This window comes from Curtobacterium sp. MEB011, from assembly GCF_030209655.1.
Classification (GTDB): Bacteria; Actinomycetota; Actinomycetes; order Actinomycetales; family Microbacteriaceae; genus Curtobacterium; species Curtobacterium poinsettiae.
This window is the reverse complement of record NZ_JARVRN010000003.1, coordinates 261054-281354: the sequence shown is the minus strand read 5'-3', so window position 1 is coordinate 281354 and position 20301 is coordinate 261054. Positions and strand designations below refer to the sequence as shown.

General features: G+C 69.8%; 22 protein-coding genes. 10 read left to right on the top strand and 12 right to left on the bottom strand.

Annotated features, from left to right (window positions below; translation table 11 throughout):
- Positions 1-279: 279 nt before the first annotated feature.
- The 3 genes from QRN30_RS05380 to QRN30_RS05370 all read left to right on the top strand — a co-directional run bounded on the left by QRN30_RS05380 (position 280) and on the right by QRN30_RS05370 (position 2643).
- Positions 280-648, top strand: coding sequence for a hypothetical protein (locus QRN30_RS05380; protein WP_262159302.1), 369 nt, complete (start codon positions 280-282; stop codon positions 646-648).
- Between the two features lie 467 nt (positions 649-1115).
- Positions 1116-2063: an alpha/beta hydrolase gene (locus QRN30_RS05375; protein WP_284760593.1), complete on the top strand. Its 948-nt coding sequence runs from the start codon at positions 1116-1118 to the stop codon at positions 2061-2063.
- Positions 2064-2193: 130 nt separating this feature from the next.
- Entirely contained in the window at positions 2194-2643 is a 450-nt protein-coding gene (locus QRN30_RS05370) for a hypothetical protein (protein WP_194590804.1), read from the top strand.
- Positions 2644-2690: 47 nt separating this feature from the next.
- Here the strand turns inward: QRN30_RS05370 and QRN30_RS05365 are convergent, their stop codons facing one another.
- The 6 genes from QRN30_RS05365 to QRN30_RS05340 all read right to left on the bottom strand — a co-directional run bounded on the left by QRN30_RS05365 (position 2691) and on the right by QRN30_RS05340 (position 8702).
- The gene (locus QRN30_RS05365) at positions 2691-3524 is read right to left on the bottom strand and encodes an ornithine carbamoyltransferase (protein ID WP_284760592.1); all 834 of its coding nucleotides are present in this window, start codon (positions 3522-3524) and stop codon (positions 2691-2693) included.
- A gap of 179 nt (positions 3525-3703) precedes the next feature.
- Positions 3704-4213 carry a hypothetical protein gene (locus tag QRN30_RS05360; RefSeq protein ID WP_042540690.1) on the bottom strand — a complete coding sequence of 170 codons (510 nt, stop codon included), beginning with the start codon at positions 4211-4213 and terminating at the stop codon, positions 3704-3706.
- A 117-nt stretch (positions 4214-4330) separates the two neighbouring features.
- Positions 4331-6052, bottom strand: coding sequence for a glycosyltransferase (locus QRN30_RS05355; protein ID WP_284760591.1), 1722 nt, complete (start codon positions 6050-6052; stop codon positions 4331-4333).
- 3 nt (positions 6053-6055) lie between these two features.
- Complete coding sequence (locus QRN30_RS05350) at positions 6056-7243, bottom strand: hypothetical protein (RefSeq protein ID WP_284760590.1); 1188 nt, start codon at positions 7241-7243, stop codon at positions 6056-6058.
- A 281-nt stretch (positions 7244-7524) separates the two neighbouring features.
- Positions 7525-8163 carry a hypothetical protein gene (locus QRN30_RS05345; RefSeq protein WP_284760589.1) on the bottom strand — a complete coding sequence of 213 codons (639 nt, stop codon included), beginning with the start codon at positions 8161-8163 and terminating at the stop codon, positions 7525-7527.
- 224 nt (positions 8164-8387) lie between these two features.
- Positions 8388-8702: an SdpI family protein gene (locus tag QRN30_RS05340; protein WP_017886875.1), complete on the bottom strand. Its 315-nt coding sequence runs from the start codon at positions 8700-8702 to the stop codon at positions 8388-8390.
- Between the two features lie 291 nt (positions 8703-8993).
- On the opposite strand from QRN30_RS05340, the gene QRN30_RS05335 reads away from it, so the two are divergent.
- Positions 8994-9368 (top strand): hypothetical protein, encoded by a 375-nt coding sequence (locus QRN30_RS05335; RefSeq protein ID WP_284760588.1) that lies wholly within the window; start codon positions 8994-8996, stop codon positions 9366-9368.
- Here the strand turns inward: QRN30_RS05335 and QRN30_RS05330 are convergent.
- From QRN30_RS05330 to QRN30_RS05315, 4 genes are read right to left on the bottom strand one after another with little or no spacing between them, the layout of a single operon-like run.
- Positions 9365-9793 (bottom strand): hypothetical protein, encoded by a 429-nt coding sequence (locus tag QRN30_RS05330; RefSeq protein ID WP_284760587.1) that lies wholly within the window; start codon positions 9791-9793, stop codon positions 9365-9367. The genes QRN30_RS05335 and QRN30_RS05330 overlap by 4 nt on opposite strands.
- A gap of 46 nt (positions 9794-9839) precedes the next feature.
- Positions 9840-10517 carry a ribonuclease FAU-1 family protein gene (locus QRN30_RS05325; protein ID WP_017886872.1) on the bottom strand — a complete coding sequence of 226 codons (678 nt, stop codon included), beginning with the start codon at positions 10515-10517 and terminating at the stop codon, positions 9840-9842.
- A gap of 40 nt (positions 10518-10557) precedes the next feature.
- The gene (locus tag QRN30_RS05320) at positions 10558-11220 is read right to left on the bottom strand and encodes a response regulator (protein WP_056069957.1); all 663 of its coding nucleotides are present in this window, start codon (positions 11218-11220) and stop codon (positions 10558-10560) included.
- Entirely contained in the window at positions 11217-12923 is a 1707-nt protein-coding gene (locus QRN30_RS05315; RefSeq protein ID WP_017886870.1) for a sensor histidine kinase, read from the bottom strand. The genes QRN30_RS05320 and QRN30_RS05315 overlap by 4 nt, the downstream gene beginning before the upstream one ends.
- A gap of 153 nt (positions 12924-13076) precedes the next feature.
- Here QRN30_RS05315 and QRN30_RS05310 point away from each other — a divergent pair, with 153 nt between their 5' ends.
- A complete protein-coding gene (locus tag QRN30_RS05310) occupies positions 13077-14570 on the top strand; it encodes a CitMHS family transporter (protein WP_056069962.1) in 1494 nt (497 codons plus the stop codon).
- Positions 14571-14603: 33 nt separating this feature from the next.
- Here the strand turns inward: QRN30_RS05310 and QRN30_RS05305 are convergent, their stop codons facing one another.
- Positions 14604-15677, bottom strand: coding sequence for a threonine aldolase family protein (locus tag QRN30_RS05305; RefSeq protein ID WP_284760586.1), 1074 nt, complete (start codon positions 15675-15677; stop codon positions 14604-14606).
- Positions 15678-15763: 86 nt separating this feature from the next.
- Here QRN30_RS05305 and QRN30_RS05300 point away from each other — a divergent pair, with 86 nt between their 5' ends.
- Both QRN30_RS05300 and QRN30_RS05295 read left to right on the top strand, forming a co-directional pair.
- Entirely contained in the window at positions 15764-16342 is a 579-nt protein-coding gene (locus QRN30_RS05300) for a TetR/AcrR family transcriptional regulator (protein WP_156463819.1), read from the top strand.
- Positions 16343-16394: 52 nt separating this feature from the next.
- Entirely contained in the window at positions 16395-16616 is a 222-nt protein-coding gene (locus QRN30_RS05295) for a hypothetical protein (protein WP_042540672.1), read from the top strand.
- Between the two features lie 54 nt (positions 16617-16670).
- Here QRN30_RS05295 and QRN30_RS05290 read toward each other — a convergent pair whose 3' ends face one another.
- A complete protein-coding gene (locus QRN30_RS05290; RefSeq protein WP_214563396.1) occupies positions 16671-17315 on the bottom strand; it encodes a GntR family transcriptional regulator in 645 nt (214 codons plus the stop codon).
- Between the two features lie 97 nt (positions 17316-17412).
- Between QRN30_RS05290 and QRN30_RS05285 the strand changes: the two genes are divergently transcribed.
- From QRN30_RS05285 to QRN30_RS05275, 3 genes are read left to right on the top strand one after another with little or no spacing between them, the layout of a single operon-like run.
- Positions 17413-18120: a DUF969 domain-containing protein gene (locus QRN30_RS05285; RefSeq protein ID WP_017886865.1), complete on the top strand. Its 708-nt coding sequence runs from the start codon at positions 17413-17415 to the stop codon at positions 18118-18120.
- Positions 18117-19205 carry a DUF979 domain-containing protein gene (locus QRN30_RS05280; protein WP_284760585.1) on the top strand — a complete coding sequence of 363 codons (1089 nt, stop codon included), beginning with the start codon at positions 18117-18119 and terminating at the stop codon, positions 19203-19205. The genes QRN30_RS05285 and QRN30_RS05280 overlap by 4 nt, the downstream gene beginning before the upstream one ends.
- Positions 19192-20247: a DUF2891 family protein gene (locus QRN30_RS05275; RefSeq protein WP_259552996.1), complete on the top strand. Its 1056-nt coding sequence runs from the start codon at positions 19192-19194 to the stop codon at positions 20245-20247. The genes QRN30_RS05280 and QRN30_RS05275 overlap by 14 nt, the downstream gene beginning before the upstream one ends.
- Positions 20248-20301: the final 54 nt, after the last annotated feature.

Here is a 20301-nt window from a genome sequence, read left to right as displayed (position 1 = left end):
AAACGACGGGCAGCACGCATCGGGACAGTCCCGAATGCACCGTCGCCCTCGGAACGCTGCGGATCTGACCGTCAGGAAATCCGTCTTTGGTTCCGAACCGTCTGGCGGTACAGCTGTCTGATTGCCTTGGGTGCCTGCTCGTGCCCGCCGCCCGTTCTCTGCCCAACCTCACGGCGTTACGGGACAGTGTCGATGCAGTCACATCCGGCGCCCTTGCTCCTGCCGCTCGCAACCGGGCGAGTATCGGTATGGTGGCTGCGGGGTGGAACGGGGGGCGTTATGGCTGATATCGAGTTTGATGAACGTGCGGCGGCAGCGCTCGTGGCGGCTGCCCGCGCGGCGGATGATTGCCTGCGTGGGCAAGGTGCCTCAAGATCAGCGGCGGCGCAGGACGCGTTGTTCAATTTTGACGGTGCATACTCCCTGCGATTCGTTGCAGCCGTCCAGACTGAGGCGTCTGATCGGACGCTCTTGGCGAGACACCTGGCAACAATGGCCGACCAGGTCACCGCGGTCGTCTCTGATGCTGCTAGGGAGCGCCGACGCATCGCCGACCTAGCCGAATGGACGACACGGGAAAACCGTCGCCAGCAAACCGCAGCTGCTGATCCGCTGCGGATGCTCGAAGTCCCGCCGAGCACTTTTTAAGATCCGAAGCCATCGACGGTAGCGATCACGCCGACGGAAATCTCGGTGTCATTCGCTGCGCGCCACCGAGAACGGACAGGAACCGGAACGAGCGGTGGGCGGAGCTCCGCGGTGCCCGAGAGCTTGAGAACGTTCGCCCGGGCTTGCCGGTCTGAGGACCGGTCAGCGGGCACGTCCATCGCTCGCCTCCGACGGGCTTGGGCGGCGTTCATTGCCTCATGCGGATGGGCTCGGGTAGGCAATACGACTTTCCTAGCCGGGATGGAAGGGTACTTGCGGGAGAACAACGAAGACGCGTTGTGGATTGATCGCGTAGCGGACGCGTAGCGGACGCGTTCGACCGAGCCGGCCGCTCCGGCACGCTGTCCAACGCGACGATAGACGTTGCAGCTTCGACTGAGGTCCCCGCCGCTGTGCAGCGCCTCTTCGGGGATGGGCTTGCACCGAGCGAGGTGCACGAGTTGTGGATGACATTCGGGTACACACCAGAACAGCGCGCCGATTTGCGAGCGCTGCCGCTGACAGTGCGGCGTGGTGGGAACGATGTGGAGCTGGACGCGCTCACGAGTATCAACAAAGCACTGCGCGGTGCGACCGATGAATACCCCAGATCGCTCACCGCACTCACTGCAGACGTGCCTCCGCTCGCTGCGGTCTCGATCGGTGACCTTGATACAGCGGCGAACGTGACGTGGGCTGTCCCCGGCATGGGCACGACGACCGCTGACATGGTTGGGTGGGCAAACTCAGGCCAGAACCTCGTCGAGCAACAGGCCGAAGCAAACGGCCGTCATGACAACGCAGTACTGGCGTGGATCGGTCATGCGCCGCCGCCCGTTCCGGACGGCGAGAACCGGGATCTGGGCGTGCTCGGCGATAGATCTGCCCGAGAAGGGGCGCCACAATTGGCGTCGAGCATACGAGGCCTTGACGCAGTCCGGGGCACCGACGGCCAGCCGCGGACGAATGTGGTCGCTCACTCCTACGGATCAACCACCGCCGCGTTCGGGCTCAGCGAGGAGGGCGTTCACGTGGACACTTTGACTACAATTGGATCAGCGGGGATACCGCGCAGCATCCGCGATGCTGGCGACCTGCACGCAAGCCACGTCTACTCCGGCCAGGCTCAACAGGCGAACCGATTGAACGAAGACAAGCCAAGCGGCGACCAATGGGCCTGGCTCGGTCGTCTCGGAAGTAACCGCAAAGACCCGACGGATCCCGACTTCGGTGGTACCGCCTTCGAGGTCGACGATGGCGGTCAAGGCAACCCGGTCCTGGATCACGGAGTGCACACGGATGGTAAACGCGGGTACCTGGACAAGGGGACTGAGTCGCTTCGGAACGTTGGCCTGATATCCACGGGTCAGGGCGACAAAGTGAGCCGACCGGATCATCACGAGGAAGCCTGGTGACCAGCGAATGAATGGCTCCGCGATTGCGAGTAGGGCGGGCCGGAGACGCTCCGCGACGCGATGGTTCATTGCGGTGATGGCCGTGGTAGTAACGATGTCTCTGCTGACAGCATGCGCAGGAGGAAAACCCATGGAAGATCCCTCGGCTCGGCACACCGTCAAGCCCGACGCAGCCAAGCAAACCGTGGTGGATCTCGTTGATGAGACGGCTCGAGCAGTGGACGGCCCCTGGAAGGTCATCAGCGGTCCGCGACTCGGTCTGTGCCCGGGATCTGACGGCTCGGGAGAAGCGGACGACAGCGGCGGAGTCACTTGGGTCTACGTCAAGCAGCGCGAGGGCGCAGCCGATCCGAGGAACGATCTCCGGAAGGTCGAGGCGTTGTGGAAGAGCCGCGGCATCACGACCGAGCGGTATCGGAGCGGTGGCGACGATCCTGACCTCGGGGTCCGGGGCCGCGGCGGCCCGGTCGAGACGATCGATTTCCTCGCATCCACGGTGGGCGGATACAGCATCGACGCCGAGTCGCAATGCGCTGATGGCGACTACGGAGAGATGACCGGGAGCGGCTCAACAGGCTGATCCGGGTCGTCGCGGCAGACAACCGAGCGGGAGCTAGACGGGCCAACCTACGGCTTCGCGGACGGCAGTTCGAGGCAGTGCGCCATGACGGCTTGCTGGACCGGCAGCAGCGCGGCCTTGAAAGCGTGCCCGACGAAGGCAGGGTGTTCGAGCGCATCGGTGCTGACCTCCCGACCGCGCACGAAGGGTGGACACGGGTCGAGCAGCACCCCTGTCGGCGCGAGGTCGAGCAGGGCCGCGGTGATCCGGAACGGTTCGAGGGCTCGGGCGTGCTGACCGGGGCCGTCGGTGAGGACCACGTCCGCTGACCGGACGGCGGTCTCCAGGTCGTCCGTCCACACCGCACCCGGGGAAGCGAGCTCGGCGGGGCAGCACTGGACCAGATCGAGCTGCAGGACCCGAGCCGCTTCCTGCCACGCCCGAGCGATGTTGCCGTCAGCACCCACGAACAGGTACCGGAGCGACGAGATGTCGCCTCGCTGCCGCAGCGCGTACAGGTCAGACAGCACCTCGCAGGGGTGGTTCTCGTCGGTCATCGCGTTCACCACGGGCAGTGCCGCTGCTGCGGCCAGACCTTCGACGACGGCGAGGTCGTGATGGCGCACGACGAGGATGTCCGCCCACGCCGCCAGGTACTGCGCGACGTCCGACAACGCTTCCGGCTTGTCCAGCGTGGTGTCGGGGAACACGATCGGCTGCAGGCCCATCAGGGACGCGCCCCGTTCGAACGTGACCCGGGTCCGCAGGCTCGTGGACGGGAAGAACATCACCGCGGTGCCCGCCATCGTTGGTCCTCGGCGGTCGCGGTAGTCGTCGGCCAGGGTGAAGACGGCGTCGACGTCGGACCTGCTCCAGTCATCGAGCTTGGTGAGCGATCGCATCCCACCACCCTAGGGACGCGCCGGCGCGCCCCCGACGCGACCGGATGACGGCCTGGAGGCGCGTGGCGGCGCCGCCCCGCGCCTCCAGGCCGCCGTGTGGTGGGCCGGAAACCGGGCCCGGTCGCAGGATCAACCTGCGCCCTTGGCAGGAACAGCTGCTCCGCTGCTGCGGTGCTCGCTCAGCGCGTGCGCGCAGCGAGGTCGCTGTAGGCCGCCGCGTACCAGCCGACGGTGCCGTCGCCAGCGGTCGGGCCGATCGTGATCGCAGCGCTCGACGTGACCACGTACAGGTCCTCGTCGTGTCCGCAGTGGACGGAGCGTGACGTGAGTCGTTTGCCCGTCTCCGACCCGTTCGCACCGATGCGTCCGGCCCACACGGCCATCTGCACGGTTTCGTCACCCTGGCAGGTGACCGAGACGCGGATCCGCGCACGGTCCCCGGCTCCGTCGGTGCCGAGGGAGAGCCGGCTGGATGAATCGTTGGTGCCGGCACCGCTGCCGAGTCCGCCGGGTTGTCCGGCCCATCGGTCCTGCACGCCCTGCATCCAGCGGGAGGACGCCTTGTCGCTCTCCTCCGGCGTCGGGTGATCAGAACAGGCCGTGAGTGACACGAGGGTCACGACGGCGGCGGCGATGACCAGTGTGTTGCGTCGACGGCTGTGGCGGGCGTGGAGGAACGGAGTGCGCATGTCGTGGCAAGTGTGGCGCAAGTGGGGAGGGGCTGCATCCTCCCGTTCGTGGGCCTGCCGCAGACCGTGACCGCCGCCCTGTACGGCCTCGCGCACAGCCCGCCGAGTCGGACGACGTCACGCCGCAGGCCCCTGTGTCGTCAGCCCGTGCTCCGTCTTCTCCCAGTAGTGCGGCCGGGTCAGGAGCTGCCAGAGCGCCTTGTAGGCGGCGATGGAGTGCAGCGTCCAGTACACGGGGTTGAGGAGCGACCAGAGGATCAGGTGGAAGGTCCCGCGCTTGAACGGGCCCATCATCGACAGGTAGATCATGATCGCGTTGCCGACCAGGAAGTTGAACAGGCACAGCCACAGCACCCACACCGGGAACAGCGCATCGACGGTCTCCCGCGGCAGGAAGAACGTGACGACGGTGAGCGCGTAGAACGGCAGCACGCAGAGGAACGTCGCCGGGGTACCTGCGATGAGCAGGACGAACGCCGCGAACCGGACGATTCCGATCTCACGGACGAGTGCGAGCGGCCGACGGGCGTGGACGAGGCTCGTCTGCATGTAGCCCTTGATCCACCGGGACCGCTGCCGGATGAAGTTCGGCACCGAGGTGTTGGCCTCCTCCATCGTGGTGGAGTTGATGACACCCACCCGGTACCCGACTGCGCTCGCCCGGATGCCGAGGTCGGCGTCCTCGGTCACGTTGTAGGGGTCCCAGCCGCCGAGCTCGATGAGCGACGCCGTGCGGAAGTGGTTCGACGTGCCGCCCAGGGGGATCGGCAGGGACGCGTGGTCCAGACCGGCCAGCATGTAGTCGAACCAGTACGAGTACTCCAGCGTGAACATGCGGGTGAGGACGTTCTCGCGGGCGTTGAAGTAGTTCAGTGCCGCCTGCACGCACACCGTGGCCTCGCCACCGCGCTCGAACGCGATCAGTGCCTTCTTCAGCTGGTCGGGGTCTGGTGTGTCCTCGGCGTCGTAGATCACGAGGTACTCGCCGGTCGCGACGTAGAGTCCGACGTTGCACGCACGTGGCTTTGTCTGCGGGTGCCCCTTCGGCACGGTGATGACGCGGAAGTGCGGTGGTGGGTTCGCCGCGGCGATCGCGTCCCGTGTCTCCTGGTCCTCTTCCTCGGTCAGGATGATGACCTCGAGCTTGTGCACGGGGTAGTCCAGGCCGCCGAGGTTGTCGATCAGCTGGGCGACGATGTTCGCTTCGCGGAACACCGGGACCAGGACGGTGTAGCCGGGGAGGTCGGCGTCGTCCAGGGCAGAGACCTCGGTGTCGGTGATCCGTTCGACGACGTCGTAGCGGGCTCCCTGCGTGGCGACGACGAACTTGAAGCCCGTCCCGGCGAGGAACACGAGGCTGGCTGCGATCAGCGCTGCGATCGCGGTCTGGACCGGCCAGATGATGCCGCACGCCACGGCGATCACGGCGAGGACGATGCCCGAGGCCTTCTGCGACCGCGAGAAGACGACGCGGGCGGAGAGCGTCGGGTTCCGGTCGTGGAGTTCGTTCGCAGCGGCATCGGCCACGGCCCCGTGGAACTGGCTCAGCACGGCACGGCGGAGCGTCCAGCTGTCGACCGAGACGAACGTGACCGGAGCCCCGAGCTCCTCGGACAGCGCATCGCCGAGGGTGGCGTCGTCGGCTCGGCCGGAGGTGAGGACGAGGATGCTGCCGTCCTGCAGCACGCGCACCGGCATCCAGTCCTCGGCGAGGTACCGCTGTCCGGATCCGGGGCGCTGCAACGCCGGGTCGATCCCGGAGGCCTCGAGTTCGGTGAGCTCGTCGGGTCGGGACGTGGCCGTGTGCCGGCCGAGCCCGGAAGGGTGCGGGGTCGTCACGCGTCACCACCACCCGAGCGATGCACCGATGGCGGCCATCCACTGCAGCGTGATCGGCCGGTTGAACGCAGCCGCCCACGCGATCACGATCTGCGCTGCGCCCACGGCAGCGATCAGGCCACTCACCCGGGTGGTCCGGGCGGCGGGGACCACGGCGATGCCCATCATCGTCATGATGAGGAACACGTTGCCCGCGGAGTTCACCGGGATGAGGCCGCCCACGTAGCCGATGATCAGTGCCCCGAAGACGAACACCGAGATCAGGACCGAGCCGGGGCGCCGGCTCAGCAGCGCCAGGGCGCAACCACTCACGACCGGGGCGAGGATGAGCAGCCCGTTGAGTGTCGTGACGAGCTCCGGGACGAGCGCCCAGAGCGCGGGGTCGTAGTGGACGGCGTTCTGGAACACCAGCAACGGGTTCCGTCCGAACAGCGCCTCGAGGAACATCACCGCCCCGAAGACCGCGATCGTCGGGAACAGCACGATGAGCACGTTCGACCATCGCGCCCCCGACTCGCTCCGCCGGGCGACGGAGAGCAGTGGGGCGGTGATCGCCGCCGCGACGACGAGGACGAGCCCCGAAGCATCCGCCAACGCCGCGAGCATGAAGAGGATCCCGGACTCGAAGCCTGCCTTGGTGTTCCGGCTGGAGACGAAGCGGACCATGTTGATCGCGCCGATCCCGAACAGTGCGATGCCGAGGAGCGCTTCGAAGTTGCCCGTGGCGGTGTACGCGAAGAGCGGGTTCGCGCCGATCGCGACGAGGAAGACCGTGCTCTTCCACCAGGGGAAGCGTCGCTGGACCATGGCCTCGAGCAACTGCTGCAGCAGGATCCCGGCGACCAGGGCCCCGGCCGCCGCGAGGCCGGCGGCGCCACCGGGGATGAGCCGCACCAGGACCGTGCCCAGCGGCGGGTAGAGCTCACTGAGCCACGAGACGTCCGCCCGGTCCCAACTCAGTGTCGCGACGTGGTCCACGACGGAGCGGTTGACGGTGACGTCGGCCACGGTGGGGTCGGCGCTGACGACGGCGAGGATCAGGAACGGGACGGCGAACGCGAGCCGGAGCAGCCACCGTGCGCCCGCGCGGCTCGGGAACGGTTCCAGCCGTGTGCGCGCGTGGCCGTCCGCACGGGCGGCTTCCAGCTCGCGCCGCAGGGCGCCTGCACGTTCCGCTTCCAACAAGACCACTGGGACCACCTCACAGCAAGGCCGACTCGGTCTTGTTTGAAATCGATATCCGCGCACGACACGCAAGTCGTGGACGCCGCGGCAGTGCGGACGCGAGCGAATCCTCTCACCTCCAGCCGATCGCCGACCCGGGCCTCGGTCTGTCTGACCGCACGTGACGTCGAGCACGCGGCTGTCGGGTGCTCGTACCGGCCGGTCGAGGCGGTTCGACCGCGTCGTCGAGGCGATCGACGTGTTCGCCTCCCGCCCAGAGGCCGCCCGTGCGGGCATGCGTTCCGCGGCTATCGTCGAGGTCGCCCGACGGTCGTTCCGTCAGGCCTGACGAGTTCATTCACATCGGTCACTGACGACGGCTCGGGCACCGGATCGAACATCGCCACGCGGAGCGGAACACGACCATCGCAGTTCGGGAGCCCGGCGATCGAATCGACTCGCACCACTCCGTTGCCATCACGTTCGAGCCGGTACTCGACTCCGTACCCGGCATCGAGGCTGCCGAGCGATCGCCCCGGGGTCATGGTCCAGTTGCGCGCCTTGCAGCCGCGGACAGCTGCCACGTCCTCACCGTTGTTCCCGTTGCCCAGTTCGACCTCTGTGGGTGCGAACGGCCAGGGGCCGGCGAAGAGGTCGGTGTCGTGGTTCTGGCGGAGCGTCTCCATCGCCACGCTGGCGAGGCGATCGATGTAGGAAGGCGTCGCGCTGTGAGCGAGTTCGGGGATGCTGAAGTCGTTCCGGTTGCGCGCCACAGCCTCCGCTTCGAGCTCTGCGCGGACTGCTCGTACCCAGGGGTCCTTCTCGAGCGGCCCCGATGGTGCTGCGCCAACCCACCGGACGTCTGGGTAGACGGCCGGGGGCTCGTCTTCGGCGCATCCTGCGAGCGTGAGGACTGCGCAGCCGATCGCAAGCGGCACCCACACCACACGCCGCAGCCGACGACGTCTTCCGCGGCTCGAACTCCCCGATGCCACTGCTGCGAAGCGCTGTGTCCCCGACTTCCCCCAGGTCGCCATGGAGTCGAATCAACACACCGGGGTGTCCGGCCCGACGGTGCTGCGCCCCGAGATGCCCGCGCGGGTGCAGATCGTCACGGGACCACCTGACGGTCTGGAGGCCGCTTGCGGCGCCGCCCCGCGCCTCCTGTCCGTCATCTGGTCGCGCGGCCTGCGGCGACCACGCTCCAGAGCGCCCCGCCGACGAGGGTGACGGCGCAGGCGACGAACGCGGGAACGTCGTCGGCGCGTCCGAGTCCGACGGAGACCAGGCCCACGACCACCGTCGCGCCACCGGCGATGCTCGTCGGGACGACCGCTGCGCGGTGGCCGAGGAGCCAGTTCTCGTCGCTGCGCATGGTTGCCCTGGTGCGGATGCCGGCGATCCCGTTCCTGCCGATGACGCCGCGCGCCGGCAAGGCGACTAGGACGACGGTTAGCGCGGCGGCGACGATCTCGATGGCGATCATGTGCGGTCTCCTTCCGGGGTCGTTGCGCGCTCAAGCGGACTTGCAGTGCACCCGCTGCGTCGCACGAGTCCAACCTGCCGGTATACGGTGAAATACGCAAGGGGTTGAGTCGGCGAGAAGTGGGCAGCGCGGCTGTGGGGGTACTCATTGCGCTGGTGCGAGGTCGTGCGCTTCGCTTGCCGAGACCGCCGGACCGTCGGACCGTCGGCGGCAGTGTGAGGGGTGCAGGTGCGGACGAGCAGGCTGCCGGGGCGTTCGCCGCTCCTGACGCGCACCCTCGCTACGACCATCATGGTGACAGCTGGGCTGGCGCTGATGACCGGGTGCAGCTCGCCCGACCTGCCGCCGTCGTCAGCGTCTCCGGTCGAGGTGACGAAGGCGTACCTCGCTGCGGCCGAGGCGCAACGGTGTGACGTGACGAAGGCGTTGACGCTCGACAGCACGTGGGCGTGGTGCCGGAACCCGACGCTGCGGAAGTACACCGTCGCGGACAAGGCGGAATCGGTGCCGTTCAACCCCGGCCACACGACGGAGTCCTGCGTCGACACGACGGTGACGAGTCGAGCGTCGGAGGAATCGGAGCCGATGAACGGGACGCGCACGTGGAGCTTCTGCTTCACGAAGACGGCGTCCGGATGGCGGCTCACGGACCAGGGACAGGGCTAGGGCGTCCGCCCCTCCCGTGTCGGCCGGAAGGGCCAGGCGTCAGCGTGCGTGTGTGGCACCGCGACGACCTGGACCGCGTCCCGGTAGACGATCCGACCCGGCGAGCGGGTCACGAGCTGCATCCACGGGATCCCGTGACGGTCGAGGAGTTCCAGGTACGGGCCGACCATCTCGAGCAGCTCGACGGCGTCGGCGGCGAACCAGGCCCGGGCCCCGGGGTTGCGGGTCTCGTCGTAGCAGTGGGTCTGCACCGTCGTCGGGTCCGTGTACATCGCGGTCGCGTGCAGGTTCGCTTCTCGGAGCCACCTGGTCTCGGCGTCGCTGAGCCTGCCGTCCCGCTGCAGACCGTTGGCGAGGGCGAGGACCCCCGGGAACCGCCCGCGACGGTTGGGAACGGCGCTCTGGTACCGGACGAACTCGCTCACGACAGCGAGCGTAGGAGGCTGTGCAACGCTGCACCGACTCCGCGGATCACTGCACGGCGCTCCACTCCTGGGGGAGCGCAGTCGTGCCCCACGCCGGGTCGGGCACCCAGCCGGACCAATCGGTGTCGAACGGGAAGCGCTGCGCGACCGCGAGTTCGGTGGCTTCTTCGCCAGCGCGCTCGATGATCGCCCGCATCGCCGCCGGCCAGTACCCGCCGGCCGCGTAGAACTCGAGCTCGTCTTCGTCCTTGTACCGGACGGACCACGAACCGTCGGGTTCGGTGGTCGCCACCACGTCGAGTGTCCAGTCCTGACTGTCGAACCCGATCGGCGTCCGCACCCACGGCAGCTCGAGGTTGACGTACCAGTCGGGAAGCCAGTCCGACCCGTCGTGCCAACGCCAGACGGACCAGCGCGTTCCCTTCTGATGGACGCGGACGACGCTGGAGCCGACCCACCGGTCGTCGACGTAGGAGCCGTCCCAGTCCTCGGGAAGCACGAGGCGTCCGTTGGGGCCGCTCCCGACGCCCGCTCGTCGTCGGACGGCCGAGCCGACCGTCGTGGCGACCACCGCGAGCTCGTCGTCGTCCACCAGGACCCGGCCGGCGACCGCGAAGCCGACCGCTTCGCCGCGCTCGCCGAAGTCGTTGAGGCTCCGGAGCGCAACGGGAGTCCCCGAGGGGAACGGATCAGTCCTGGTGTCGGATCGCGCAGCGTCGGTCATCCACCGATGGTGCCACGGCGCAGTCTTCGGAACGGCTGACTCACCGCCGCACGTACCGGTGCTCCGGCCGCCCCGCAGCCCCGTACCGCAACTGCATCGCCACCGTCCCGTCGGCCGTGAGCTGCGCCAGGTACCGCTGCGCCGTCGCCCGCGAGACCCCGATCGCCGCAGCGACCTCGGCGGCCGATCGTTCTTCACCGGCGACGAGCTGCTCGAGCACCAGCGCAGCAGTGGCCGCCCGGGACGGCGACGCCCCACCGCTGTCCCCGGCGTGCAGGATCCGGAACGCCCGCTCGACGGCTTCCTGGTCGAGCGTCGACCGCTCGTCGAGCACGTTCCGCGACCGCGCGTACGCCTGCAGCCGCTCGGCCAGCACCCCGGCTGCGAAGGGCTTGATCAGGTAGGCGAGCGCTCCGCTCCGCATCGCCCGGCGCACGGTGCCGGAGTCCGAGGCCGCGCTCAGCACGAAGGCGTCGGCGCCGGTGTCGATCGACCGCAGCAGGTCGAGGCCGCTGCCGTCGGGCAGGTACACGTCGACGAGCACCAGGTCCACGGCTCCGCCCGACAGCGCGGAGCGAGCACCCGCGAGGGTCCCGACGGGTTCGAGCGCCCGGAAGCCCGGTACCTGGTCGACCTGCCGCCGGTGCAGGTCTGCGACGTGGAAGTCGTCGTCGACCACCAGCACGGTGAACACGGAACTCACGACACCACTCCTTCCAGTCGGGCGCAGAACACCGCGCCGTGGTCGTCGCCGCCGGGGGAGGCGAGCCACACGTCGCCACCGTGCCGCCGGGCGATCTCCCGCGACAACGGCAGTCCGATCCCGAGCCCGTGCACCTGCGCGACGTCCCCGGACGCGGCGGTCGCCGCACTTCGGACGAACAGCGAGTCCGCGGCACCGTCCGGCACCCCCGGCCCGGAGTCCATCACCGACAGGTGCAGGGTCGTGCCGTCGTCGAGCACCTCGACCTCCACCCACGGGGAGCCCCCGTCACGCGTGCGCTCGTCCCCGCGGAGGGCCGCCGTCACCGCGTTGTCCACCAGGTTGCCGAGCACGGTCGTGACGTCGCCCGGCTCGGTGATCGTCCCCTGCACGAGCGTCTCCGCCCCGACCCGCAGCAGCACCCCGCGCTCGGCGGCCTCGACGCCCTTCGCCCCGAGGAACGCCTGCAGGTACGGCTCGGTCAACCGGTCGGCGTGCTGCACCGGGTAGCGCAGCGGTCCGCGCTCCTGCACGTCCGCCAGGTACGCCCGCGCCCGTGCGGTCTCGCCGATGTCGAGCAGCCCCGAGATCGCGTGCAGTCGGTTCGCGAACTCGTGGCGTTGCGCCCGGAGCGCTGTGCTCATCGCTCCGACGGCGTCGAGCCGCCGGGTCAGGGCCTCGACGTCGGTGCGGTCGCGCAGGACAGCGACCCGGCCCAGGTCGCGTCCGTCGCGGGACACGGTGCGGACGTCGACGAGCAGCACCCGGTGCCCGGCGACGATCGTGGCGCTCGCCGGAGCCGTGGAACCCCCGTCGAGCATCGACCCGAGCGGCGCGGGCAGGTCGAGGGAACCCACCGGCTGCCCGACCGGGTCCGCCAGCCCGAGCAACTGCACGGCTTCGGGGTTGCAGACGGTGACGTCCCCCGACGGGCCGATCGCGATGACGCCTTCACCGACCCCGCCGAGCACGGCCTGCTGGTTCTGCACGAGCGTCACGAGCTCCTCCGGCTGCAGCCCGAGCGTCAGCCGCACCAACCTGCGTCGGATCAGCACCGACGCGATCAGCGCGAGCAGGACCGCCGCCAGCCCGGCACCGATCACCGGCATGCTGTCCTCGACCAGGGTGTCGTAGACGCGTGCCCGGGTGAACCCGACGCTCACCTCGCCGACGACGGTGGACTGCCGGGAGGCGCGGGTCGTCCCCGCCCCGCCGGCTGCGGGTGCGGAGACGGGCACCTTCGCCCGCGCCGACTCGCCGAGCGTGCCGCGGGCCCAGGACACGGTCTCGCGTCCGGCGAGTGCGGCGTCGGGGGAGGTGCTCACCATCTCGCCGATGCGGTCGACGTCGGGGTGGGCCAGCCGGACACCCCGGTCGTCGGTGACCACGACGAAGAGCGCCCCGGTCCGGCGCTGGGCGGCAAGGGCAGCACGCTGGACGGGCCCGTCGGCGAGGGTCGCTCGGTCGAGGTCGGTGCCGTCGACGCTGAGCCGGGCGACCGCGGCCCGGACGTCGGACTGGGCGGCGACGCTCTGCGCGATCGCCAGTGCGGTCCCCTCGGCAGCGCGCTCGAGCCGGGTGACCTCGATCCGGACGAACACGGCACTGGTCAGGGCGACGACGGCGACGACCACGGCGAGCTGCAGGACGAGCACCTGGGTGGCGAAGCGGAGCCTGGGGCGCCGTGAACGGTCGTCGGTCACGACCCCAGCGTACGGAGGGTGCGCCGACCTGCTTGCGCACAATGCGCAGAATGCGGTCAACGCGCGATGGTGCGCCAATGTGCAGAAGCGCGCCGCGCCTCCAGGCCGGGTCGTAGCGTGCCCGGACCGCCAGACACGGACGAAGGAGTCCTGATGCTCGTCATCCTCGGGTACGCGATGGTCCTGACCTTCATGGTCCTGATCATGACCAAGCGCATGTCGCCCATGCTCGCGCTGATCATCGTGCCGACCGTGTTCGGCCTGTTCGCGGGGGCGGGCCTGGGACTCGGCGACATGGTGACCGAGGCGATCGGCACCCTGGCGCCGACGGCTGCGCTCCTGATGTTCGCGATCATGTACTTCGGGCTGATGATCGACGTCGGCCTGTTCGACCCCCTCGTCCGGTTCATCCTGCGGGTGACCGGCAACGACCCGGCGAAGATCGTGCTCGGGACGGCCCTGCTGGCGGGCGCGGTCTCGCTCGACGGGGACGGCTCGACGACGTTCATCGTGGTGACCGCGGCGATGTTGCCCATCTACCTGAAGCTCGGCATGAGCCCGGTCGTGATGACGTGCGTCGCCGGTCTGACGAACGGCACGCTCAACATCGTGCCGTGGGGTGGTCCCACCGCCCGGGCCGCCGCTGCACTGAAGATCGACCCGACGGACATCTTCGTCCCGCTCGTGCCGTCGCTCGTGGTGGGGCTGCTGCTGTGCTTCACGTTCGCCTGGACGATGGGGCTGCGGGAGCGGAAGCGCCTCGGGCTGATCGAGTTCACCGAGGCCTCGCGGGGTGCAGGGGTGCCGGAGCGCGCGAACGCCCGGGCCGGGTCGCGCGTGCTCGCGGCGGTCGGCGGGACCGGCGGCGGGATGTTCACGAGCCCCACGGTCGCGCTCGGGCTGCGCGGCGGGAAGGCCGACGGCCGACGTGCGGACGGCGACGGCGTGGACGGAACCGGTGCGACGGACGAGGGCGCGGGCACCGGCACGATGGCCGAGACGATGCTCGACCCGAACCGTCCGACCCTGCGCCCGAAGCGCATCTGGTTCAACCTGGCACTGACCGTCGCCGTGATGGTGGCGCTCGTGATGGGCCTGCTGCCGCTGCACTTCGTGTTCATGATCGGCACGGCGATCGCCCTGCTCGTGAACTTCCCGCAGCTCAAGCAGCAGACCGCGCAGATCGTCGCGCACGCCCCGAGCATCGTCGGCGTGGTGTCGATGGTGTTCGCCGCCGGGGTGCTGATCGGGGTGCTCGACGGCACCGGGATGGTCGCTGCGATGGCCGACTGGCTCGTTGCGGTCATCCCGGACTCGATGGGCCCGTACCTGGCGGGCATCACCGGCATCCTGAGCATGCCGCTGACGTTCTTCATGAGCAACGACGCGTTCTACTTCGGGATCCTGCCGGTGCTGTCCGAGAGCGCTTCGGCGTACGGGATCACACCGGCGGAGATGGCCCGCGCCTCGGTCGTCGGGCAACCCGTGCACATGCAGAGCCCGCTCGTCCCCGCGATCCTGCTGCTGGTGTCGCTCGCCAACGTGAACCTCGGCGACCACCACAAGAAGGTGCTGTGGCGGGCCGCCGTGGTCGCGATGGCGATGCTCGTGGTGGCGATCGTGGTGCGGGTCATCCCGTTCGGGTGATCTGACCGCCGCGCCGGAGTGCGCCGGGCCGGCTCAGGCGGCGTCGAGCTCGCGCGTCAGGGCTGCGACGAAGTCGTCGACGTCCTGCTCCGAGGTGTCGTACGCGCACATCCACCGCACCTCGTTGCGGCTGGCGTCCCAGTCGTAGAACCGGAAGTGCTCCCGCAGCCGGTCGGCCACGCCGGCGGGCAGGGTCGCGAAGACCCCGTTCGACTGGGTCTGCTGGCTGAAGCCGACACCTCGGATGCTGCCGTCGGCGATGCCGGCCTCGAGTGCACCGCGCAGGCGGGCGGCCATCGCGTTGGCGTGCCCGGCGGAGCGCAGGTACAGGTCATCGCTGAGCAGGGCGACGAGCTGGGCGGAGACGAACCGCATCTTCGACGAGAGCTGCATGTTCATCTTGCGCAGGTAGTGCAACCCCTCGGAGGCCGAGGGGTTCAGCACGACGATCGCCTCGCCGTAGAGCATGCCGTTCTTCGTCCCGCCGAAGCTCAGCACGTCGACGCCGGCGTCGGTGGTGAAGTCGCGCAGGGGCACCCCGAGCGATGCCGCGGCGTTCGAGATGCGAGCGCCGTCCATGTGCAGCGTCATGCCGAGCGAGTGCACGTGGTCGGCGATCGTCCGGATCTCGTCCACCGTGTAGGCGGTGCCGAGCTCGGTGGTCTGGGTGATCGACACGACGAGCGGCTGCGCACGGTGCTCGTTGCCCCAGCCCCAGGCCTGCCGGTCGATGCGCTCGGGGGTGAGCTTGCCGTCCGGTGCATCGACCGTCAGCAGCTTGATGCCCCCGATGCGCTCGGGTGCTCCGGCCTCGTCGGTGTGGATGTGCGCGGTCGAGGTGCACACCACCGCACCCCAACGCGGCAGCATCGACTGCAGGCCGACGACGTTCGCGCCGGTCCCGTTGAACACCGGGAACGCTTCGGCCTGCGACCCGAAGTGCTGCCGGACCACCTCGTGGAGACGCGCCGTGTAGACGTCCTCGCCGTACGCGGTCTGGTGGCCGTCGTTGGCCTCGGCGATGGCCGCGAGGATCTCGGGGTGCACGCCGGCGTAGTTGTCCGAGGCGAAGCCCCGCAGGTCCAGGTCGTGGAGTCGGAGGGTCACTCGCTCATCCTAGGTTCGGGGGATCAGGTGCCCTGAGCGACGGTCGCACCCGCGTCGCGGGCCGCGTGATCGGTACGGTGGTCGCCATGGCCCGATTCACGCCCCCTGCTGCCGACGCGATGCGCGCACGACTCCTGCTCGCCGCGCGGGACGAGTTCGCCGCGGTCGGACTGGCCGCCGGCAGGGTCGAACGGATCGGCGCGGCGGCGTCGAGCAACAAGGCGCAGGTCTTCCACTACTTCGGCAGCAAGGAGGGCCTGTTCGACGCCCTCGTCGCGGAGACCATGACCGAGACGTTCGCCGACGCCCCGCTCGACACCGCCGACCTGGCCGCCTGGGCCGGCGGGGTGCACGACTCGTACGTCCGTCGCCCCTGGGCCCAGCGGCTCGCGACGTGGCACCGGCTCGAGCGTGCCGACATCCCGCTCGAGTCCGTCGCGACGAGCTACGCCGACGCGGTGGCCGAGGTCGAGCACGCCCAGCGCGCCGGGGTCCTGCCGCGGGCGTTCCGTCCGGCGGTGCTCCTCGGGCTCGTCCTGCACACCGCGGCGTTCTGGAGCGCGACCGCTCCGGAGTACGAGCCGCTCGTGCAGGCCGTGACGCCACCGCGACGTCGCCAGGTCGTGGTGGACGCGGTCACGGCGCTGCTCGGCGGGAAGTCCTGATCCATCGGTCCTCGAGGGTTGCCCGCCGACGAGCCGGGCGTACGCTCGGCGCATGAGCAACGAGAACCGGGCTTACCGTGCCGTCTTCGGACGGCCGAGCATCTCGGTCGGTGTGGCGTGGCTCGCGCTCGGGATCGTCTGGGTGGTCCTCGCGATCCTCGATCCCGCCGTCTGGCGCGCGGTCCTGGCCGCCGTCTGGATCGTTCTCGGCAGCGTCACGCTCGCGGTCTCGCTGCGTGACAAGAAGCTCGGACTCGGCCGGTACCAGCGCTAGCGCCGCCGGGCGGAAGGTGCGGGGCGGAGCCGCACCGGGCCTCCTGTCCGTCCCTCAGCCGGTTGCGCCGGCGGCGACCCGCAGCGTCCGCTCCGCGTCGTCGAGGTAGTCCGCGAGCAGTGCCGAGGCGGCGTCCTGGTCGCCACCGCGCAACGCGGACACGATCGCGTCGTTGCGTTCGACGAAGTCGGCGTGGAACGACGCCGGGTCCGCGGTGGTCAGGAACGCGAGTCGCATCTCGGCGAGCAGGCCGTCCATCAGGGCGTGGATCCGCTCGCTCGGCACCGCGCGCACGAGTTCGGTGTGGAACCGGATGTCGGCGGTGCCGACGGCGCCCCAGTCGCCCGCGGCTGCTGCGGCCCGGGCGTCCGCGACCGCTGCGGCGGCCGCGGCGAGGGCTGGCGAGTCGGGGGAGCAGGCACGCACGGCGGCTTCCTCGAGAACCCGCCGGGCCGCGTAGAGATCGGTGACGTCGGCGGCGGAGAGGCGTCGGACGAACACCCCGCGGTTGAACACGTGCTCGACCAGTCGGTCGCGGGCGAGCAGCCGGAAGGCCTCGCGCAGGGTGTTCCGCGACACCCCGAGCTGATCGCTCAACCGCTCCTCGGACAGCTGCGCCCCGGGGGAGAAGTCGCCCGACGCGATCATGGTGCGCAACCGCGTGGCCGTGGAGTCAGCGCCGCCGACGGTTCGGGTCATGGCACCGATCCTGGCACGGGCGGCGTTTGTGAAGGGCGTGTTACAGAGCAGAACCGGCTCTTGCGATTGTTGAACAATGCGGTCCAGACTGTCCCGCATGTTCGTCCTCATCGGCGTCGCCGTCGTCATCGTCGGCTTCGCGTTGCGCGTCAACGCGCTCCTCGTCGTCACGGTCGCGGGCATCGTGACCGCGGCCATCGGCGGGATCGGTCCCGTCGGCATCCTCGACGCGTTCGGCAACGGGTTCGCCTCGAGCCGGTCCGTCACGACCTTCGCGCTCGTCCTGCCCGTCATCGGCCTGATCGAGCGCTACGGCCTGCAGGACCAGGCGAAGCGTCTGATCGCGAAGCTCGACAAGCTCACGACGGGTCGTCTGCTCGCCGGCTACCTGGTGATCCGGCAGGTCACCGCGGCGGTCGGCCTGACCAGCATCGGTGGCCCGGCGCAGACCGTCCGCCCGCTGGTCTACCCGATGGCCGAGGGTGCGGCGACGAAGAAGTACGGGCGGATCGACGACCGCATGCGCGAGAAGATCAAGGGCTACTCGGCCTCGTCCGACACCGTCGGGGTGTTCTTCGGCGAGGACGTCTTCGTCGCGGTCGGCTCCATCCTGCTCATCACGACGTTCGTCGACGCGACCTACGGGCTGTCGCTGGAACCGATCGACCTGGCCCTGTGGGCGATCCCGACGGGCATCGCGGCGCTGATCGTCCATGGCGGACGCCTGCTGCTGTTCGACCGCCGACTCGACAAGATGGCGGCGGACGCCCGTGCCGACGCTCCGACCCTGGGGGCCGCAGCGTGATCACCAGCGAATGGCTCTACTGGCTCATCGGCGCGTTCTTCATCGCCGTCGCCGTCCTGATCGTCACCGACACCGCGCACGCGAAGCGCGTCGGCAACGCCGCGTTCTGGGGCATCCTCGGCCTGTCGTTCTTCGCCGGCACGTTCGTCGCCGCTGGCAGCATCCCGGCGTGGACGCTCGGCATCGCCGTCCTCGTGATGGTCGCGCTCGCCGGACTCGGCTTCACCGGCACGACCAGCCGCACCCGGGTCGCGAGCATCCCCGGCGCCGGTACCGGTGCGGAGACCGGCCCCGCCGAACCCACCGGCGTGACGCAGAAGATCACGAGCGCGGGCAGCGGCAGCGGCAGCACGAGTGTGCTCGCCACCACCAGCCCGGACGAGCGTGCCGCGTTCGCGACGAAGTACGGCAACCGGCTCTTCATCCCGGCCCTGGTGGTGCCCGTGGTCGCCGTGCTGGTCGCGACGCTCGGCCCGCTCGTCTCGTTCGGCGGCGAACCGCTGCTGGCCGAGGGGAGCGCGACCCTGACCGGCTTGGGCATCGGCTCGGTCCTCGCCGTGGTCGTGGCCGTGTTCGTCCTGCGCCCGCCGAAGATCGCCACCCCGATCCGCGAGGGCGGTCGGCTCCTGCAGGCGATCGGCTGGGCGGCGCTGCTGCCGCAGATGCTCTCGACCCTCGGCATCGTCTTCACCCAGGCGGGGGTCGGCGACGCGGTCGGCACGATCATCAAGTCGGTCCTCCCCGACGGCTCATTGCTCGCCGCAGTGGTCATCTACTGCCTGGGCATGGCCCTGTTCACGATCATCATGGGCAACGCGTTCGCCGCGTTCCCGATCATGACGGCCGCGATCGGCTGGCCCGTCCTGGTGCAGGGCTTCGACGGCAACCCGGCCGCGATCTTTGCGATCGGCATGCTCGCCGGCTTCTGCGGCACGCTCGTCACCCCGATGGCCGCGAACTTCAACCTGGTGCCGGCTGCCCTGCTCGAGATGCGGGACAAGTACGGCCCGATCAAGGCGCAGATCCCCACCGCCGCCATCCTGCTCGTCGTCAACATGGGAGTCATGTACCTTGTCCCATTCTGATGCCGCCCCGATCGACCTGACCCGGGCGGCCTGGGCCGACCGCTTCGCGGCCGTCGCCGCGGACAACACGACCCGTGAGTACCCGTACGCCGCGCACCACGCGACGTCCGGGCCGGACGACCGGGCACTGCCCGTCGAGCTCCACCCCGCCTTCGCCACGTCGTACGACTGGCACTCGTCGGTGCACATGCACTGGCTCGCGGCGCGCCTGGTCGCGCACGGCCTGCCCACCGACCTGGAGGCCCGGCTCACCTCGATCCTGCAGGCGCACCTCACGACGGATCACCTGGCGACCGAGGCCGCTTACCTGCGCGAGACACCGCACTACGAGCGCCCCTACGGCTGGGCCTGGCTCGCACGGCTGGCCGCCGAGGTGTCGGCATCCGAGGCGCCCGCCGTCCGGGCACTGGCACCGGGGTTCGCGCCCGTCGTCGACGTCCTCGAAGACCTGGTCGTCCGGTGGATCGACGGCGCCGCGCACCCGGTCCGGCACGGCGTGCACTCGAACTCGGCGTTCGGGCTGCTGCTCGTGCTCGAGGCCGCCCGGTCACTCGACCGTCCGGCCCTGGCGGCAGCGGTCGAGGGGGCAGCACGGGACTGGTTCGGCGCGGACGCCGGGTGGCCGTTCGCCTGGGAGCGGAGTGGGCACGACTTCCTGTCCGCCGGTCTCGCCGAAGCCGACCTGATGCGTGCGGTGCTGCCCGCTGCGGAGTTCGCGACGTGGGCCCGTGGCTTCTTCGCCGCGGTGCAGCCGGGCGACGCGATCCTGCGGTCGACGGTGGTGCGCGACGAGAACGACCCCCAGCAGGTGCACCTGTTCGGGCTCGACCTGTCGCGGGCGGGATCGGCCCGGCGCATCGCGGACGCACTCCGTGCCGGCAGCTCGGACGACACCGGCATCGCGGACCTGCTCGACGACGCGGCCGACCGGCTGCTGACCTCCGGGCTCGCGGCGAGCGTGGGCGAGGAGTACTACTCCACCCACTGGCTGGCGAGCTTCGCCTGGGACGCCATGGAGGCCCGGGAGCACGCCGCTCGATGAGCGGCTTCGGGGTGGTGATCGTCTGCGGACACACTGAGGATCCGGAGGTACCTT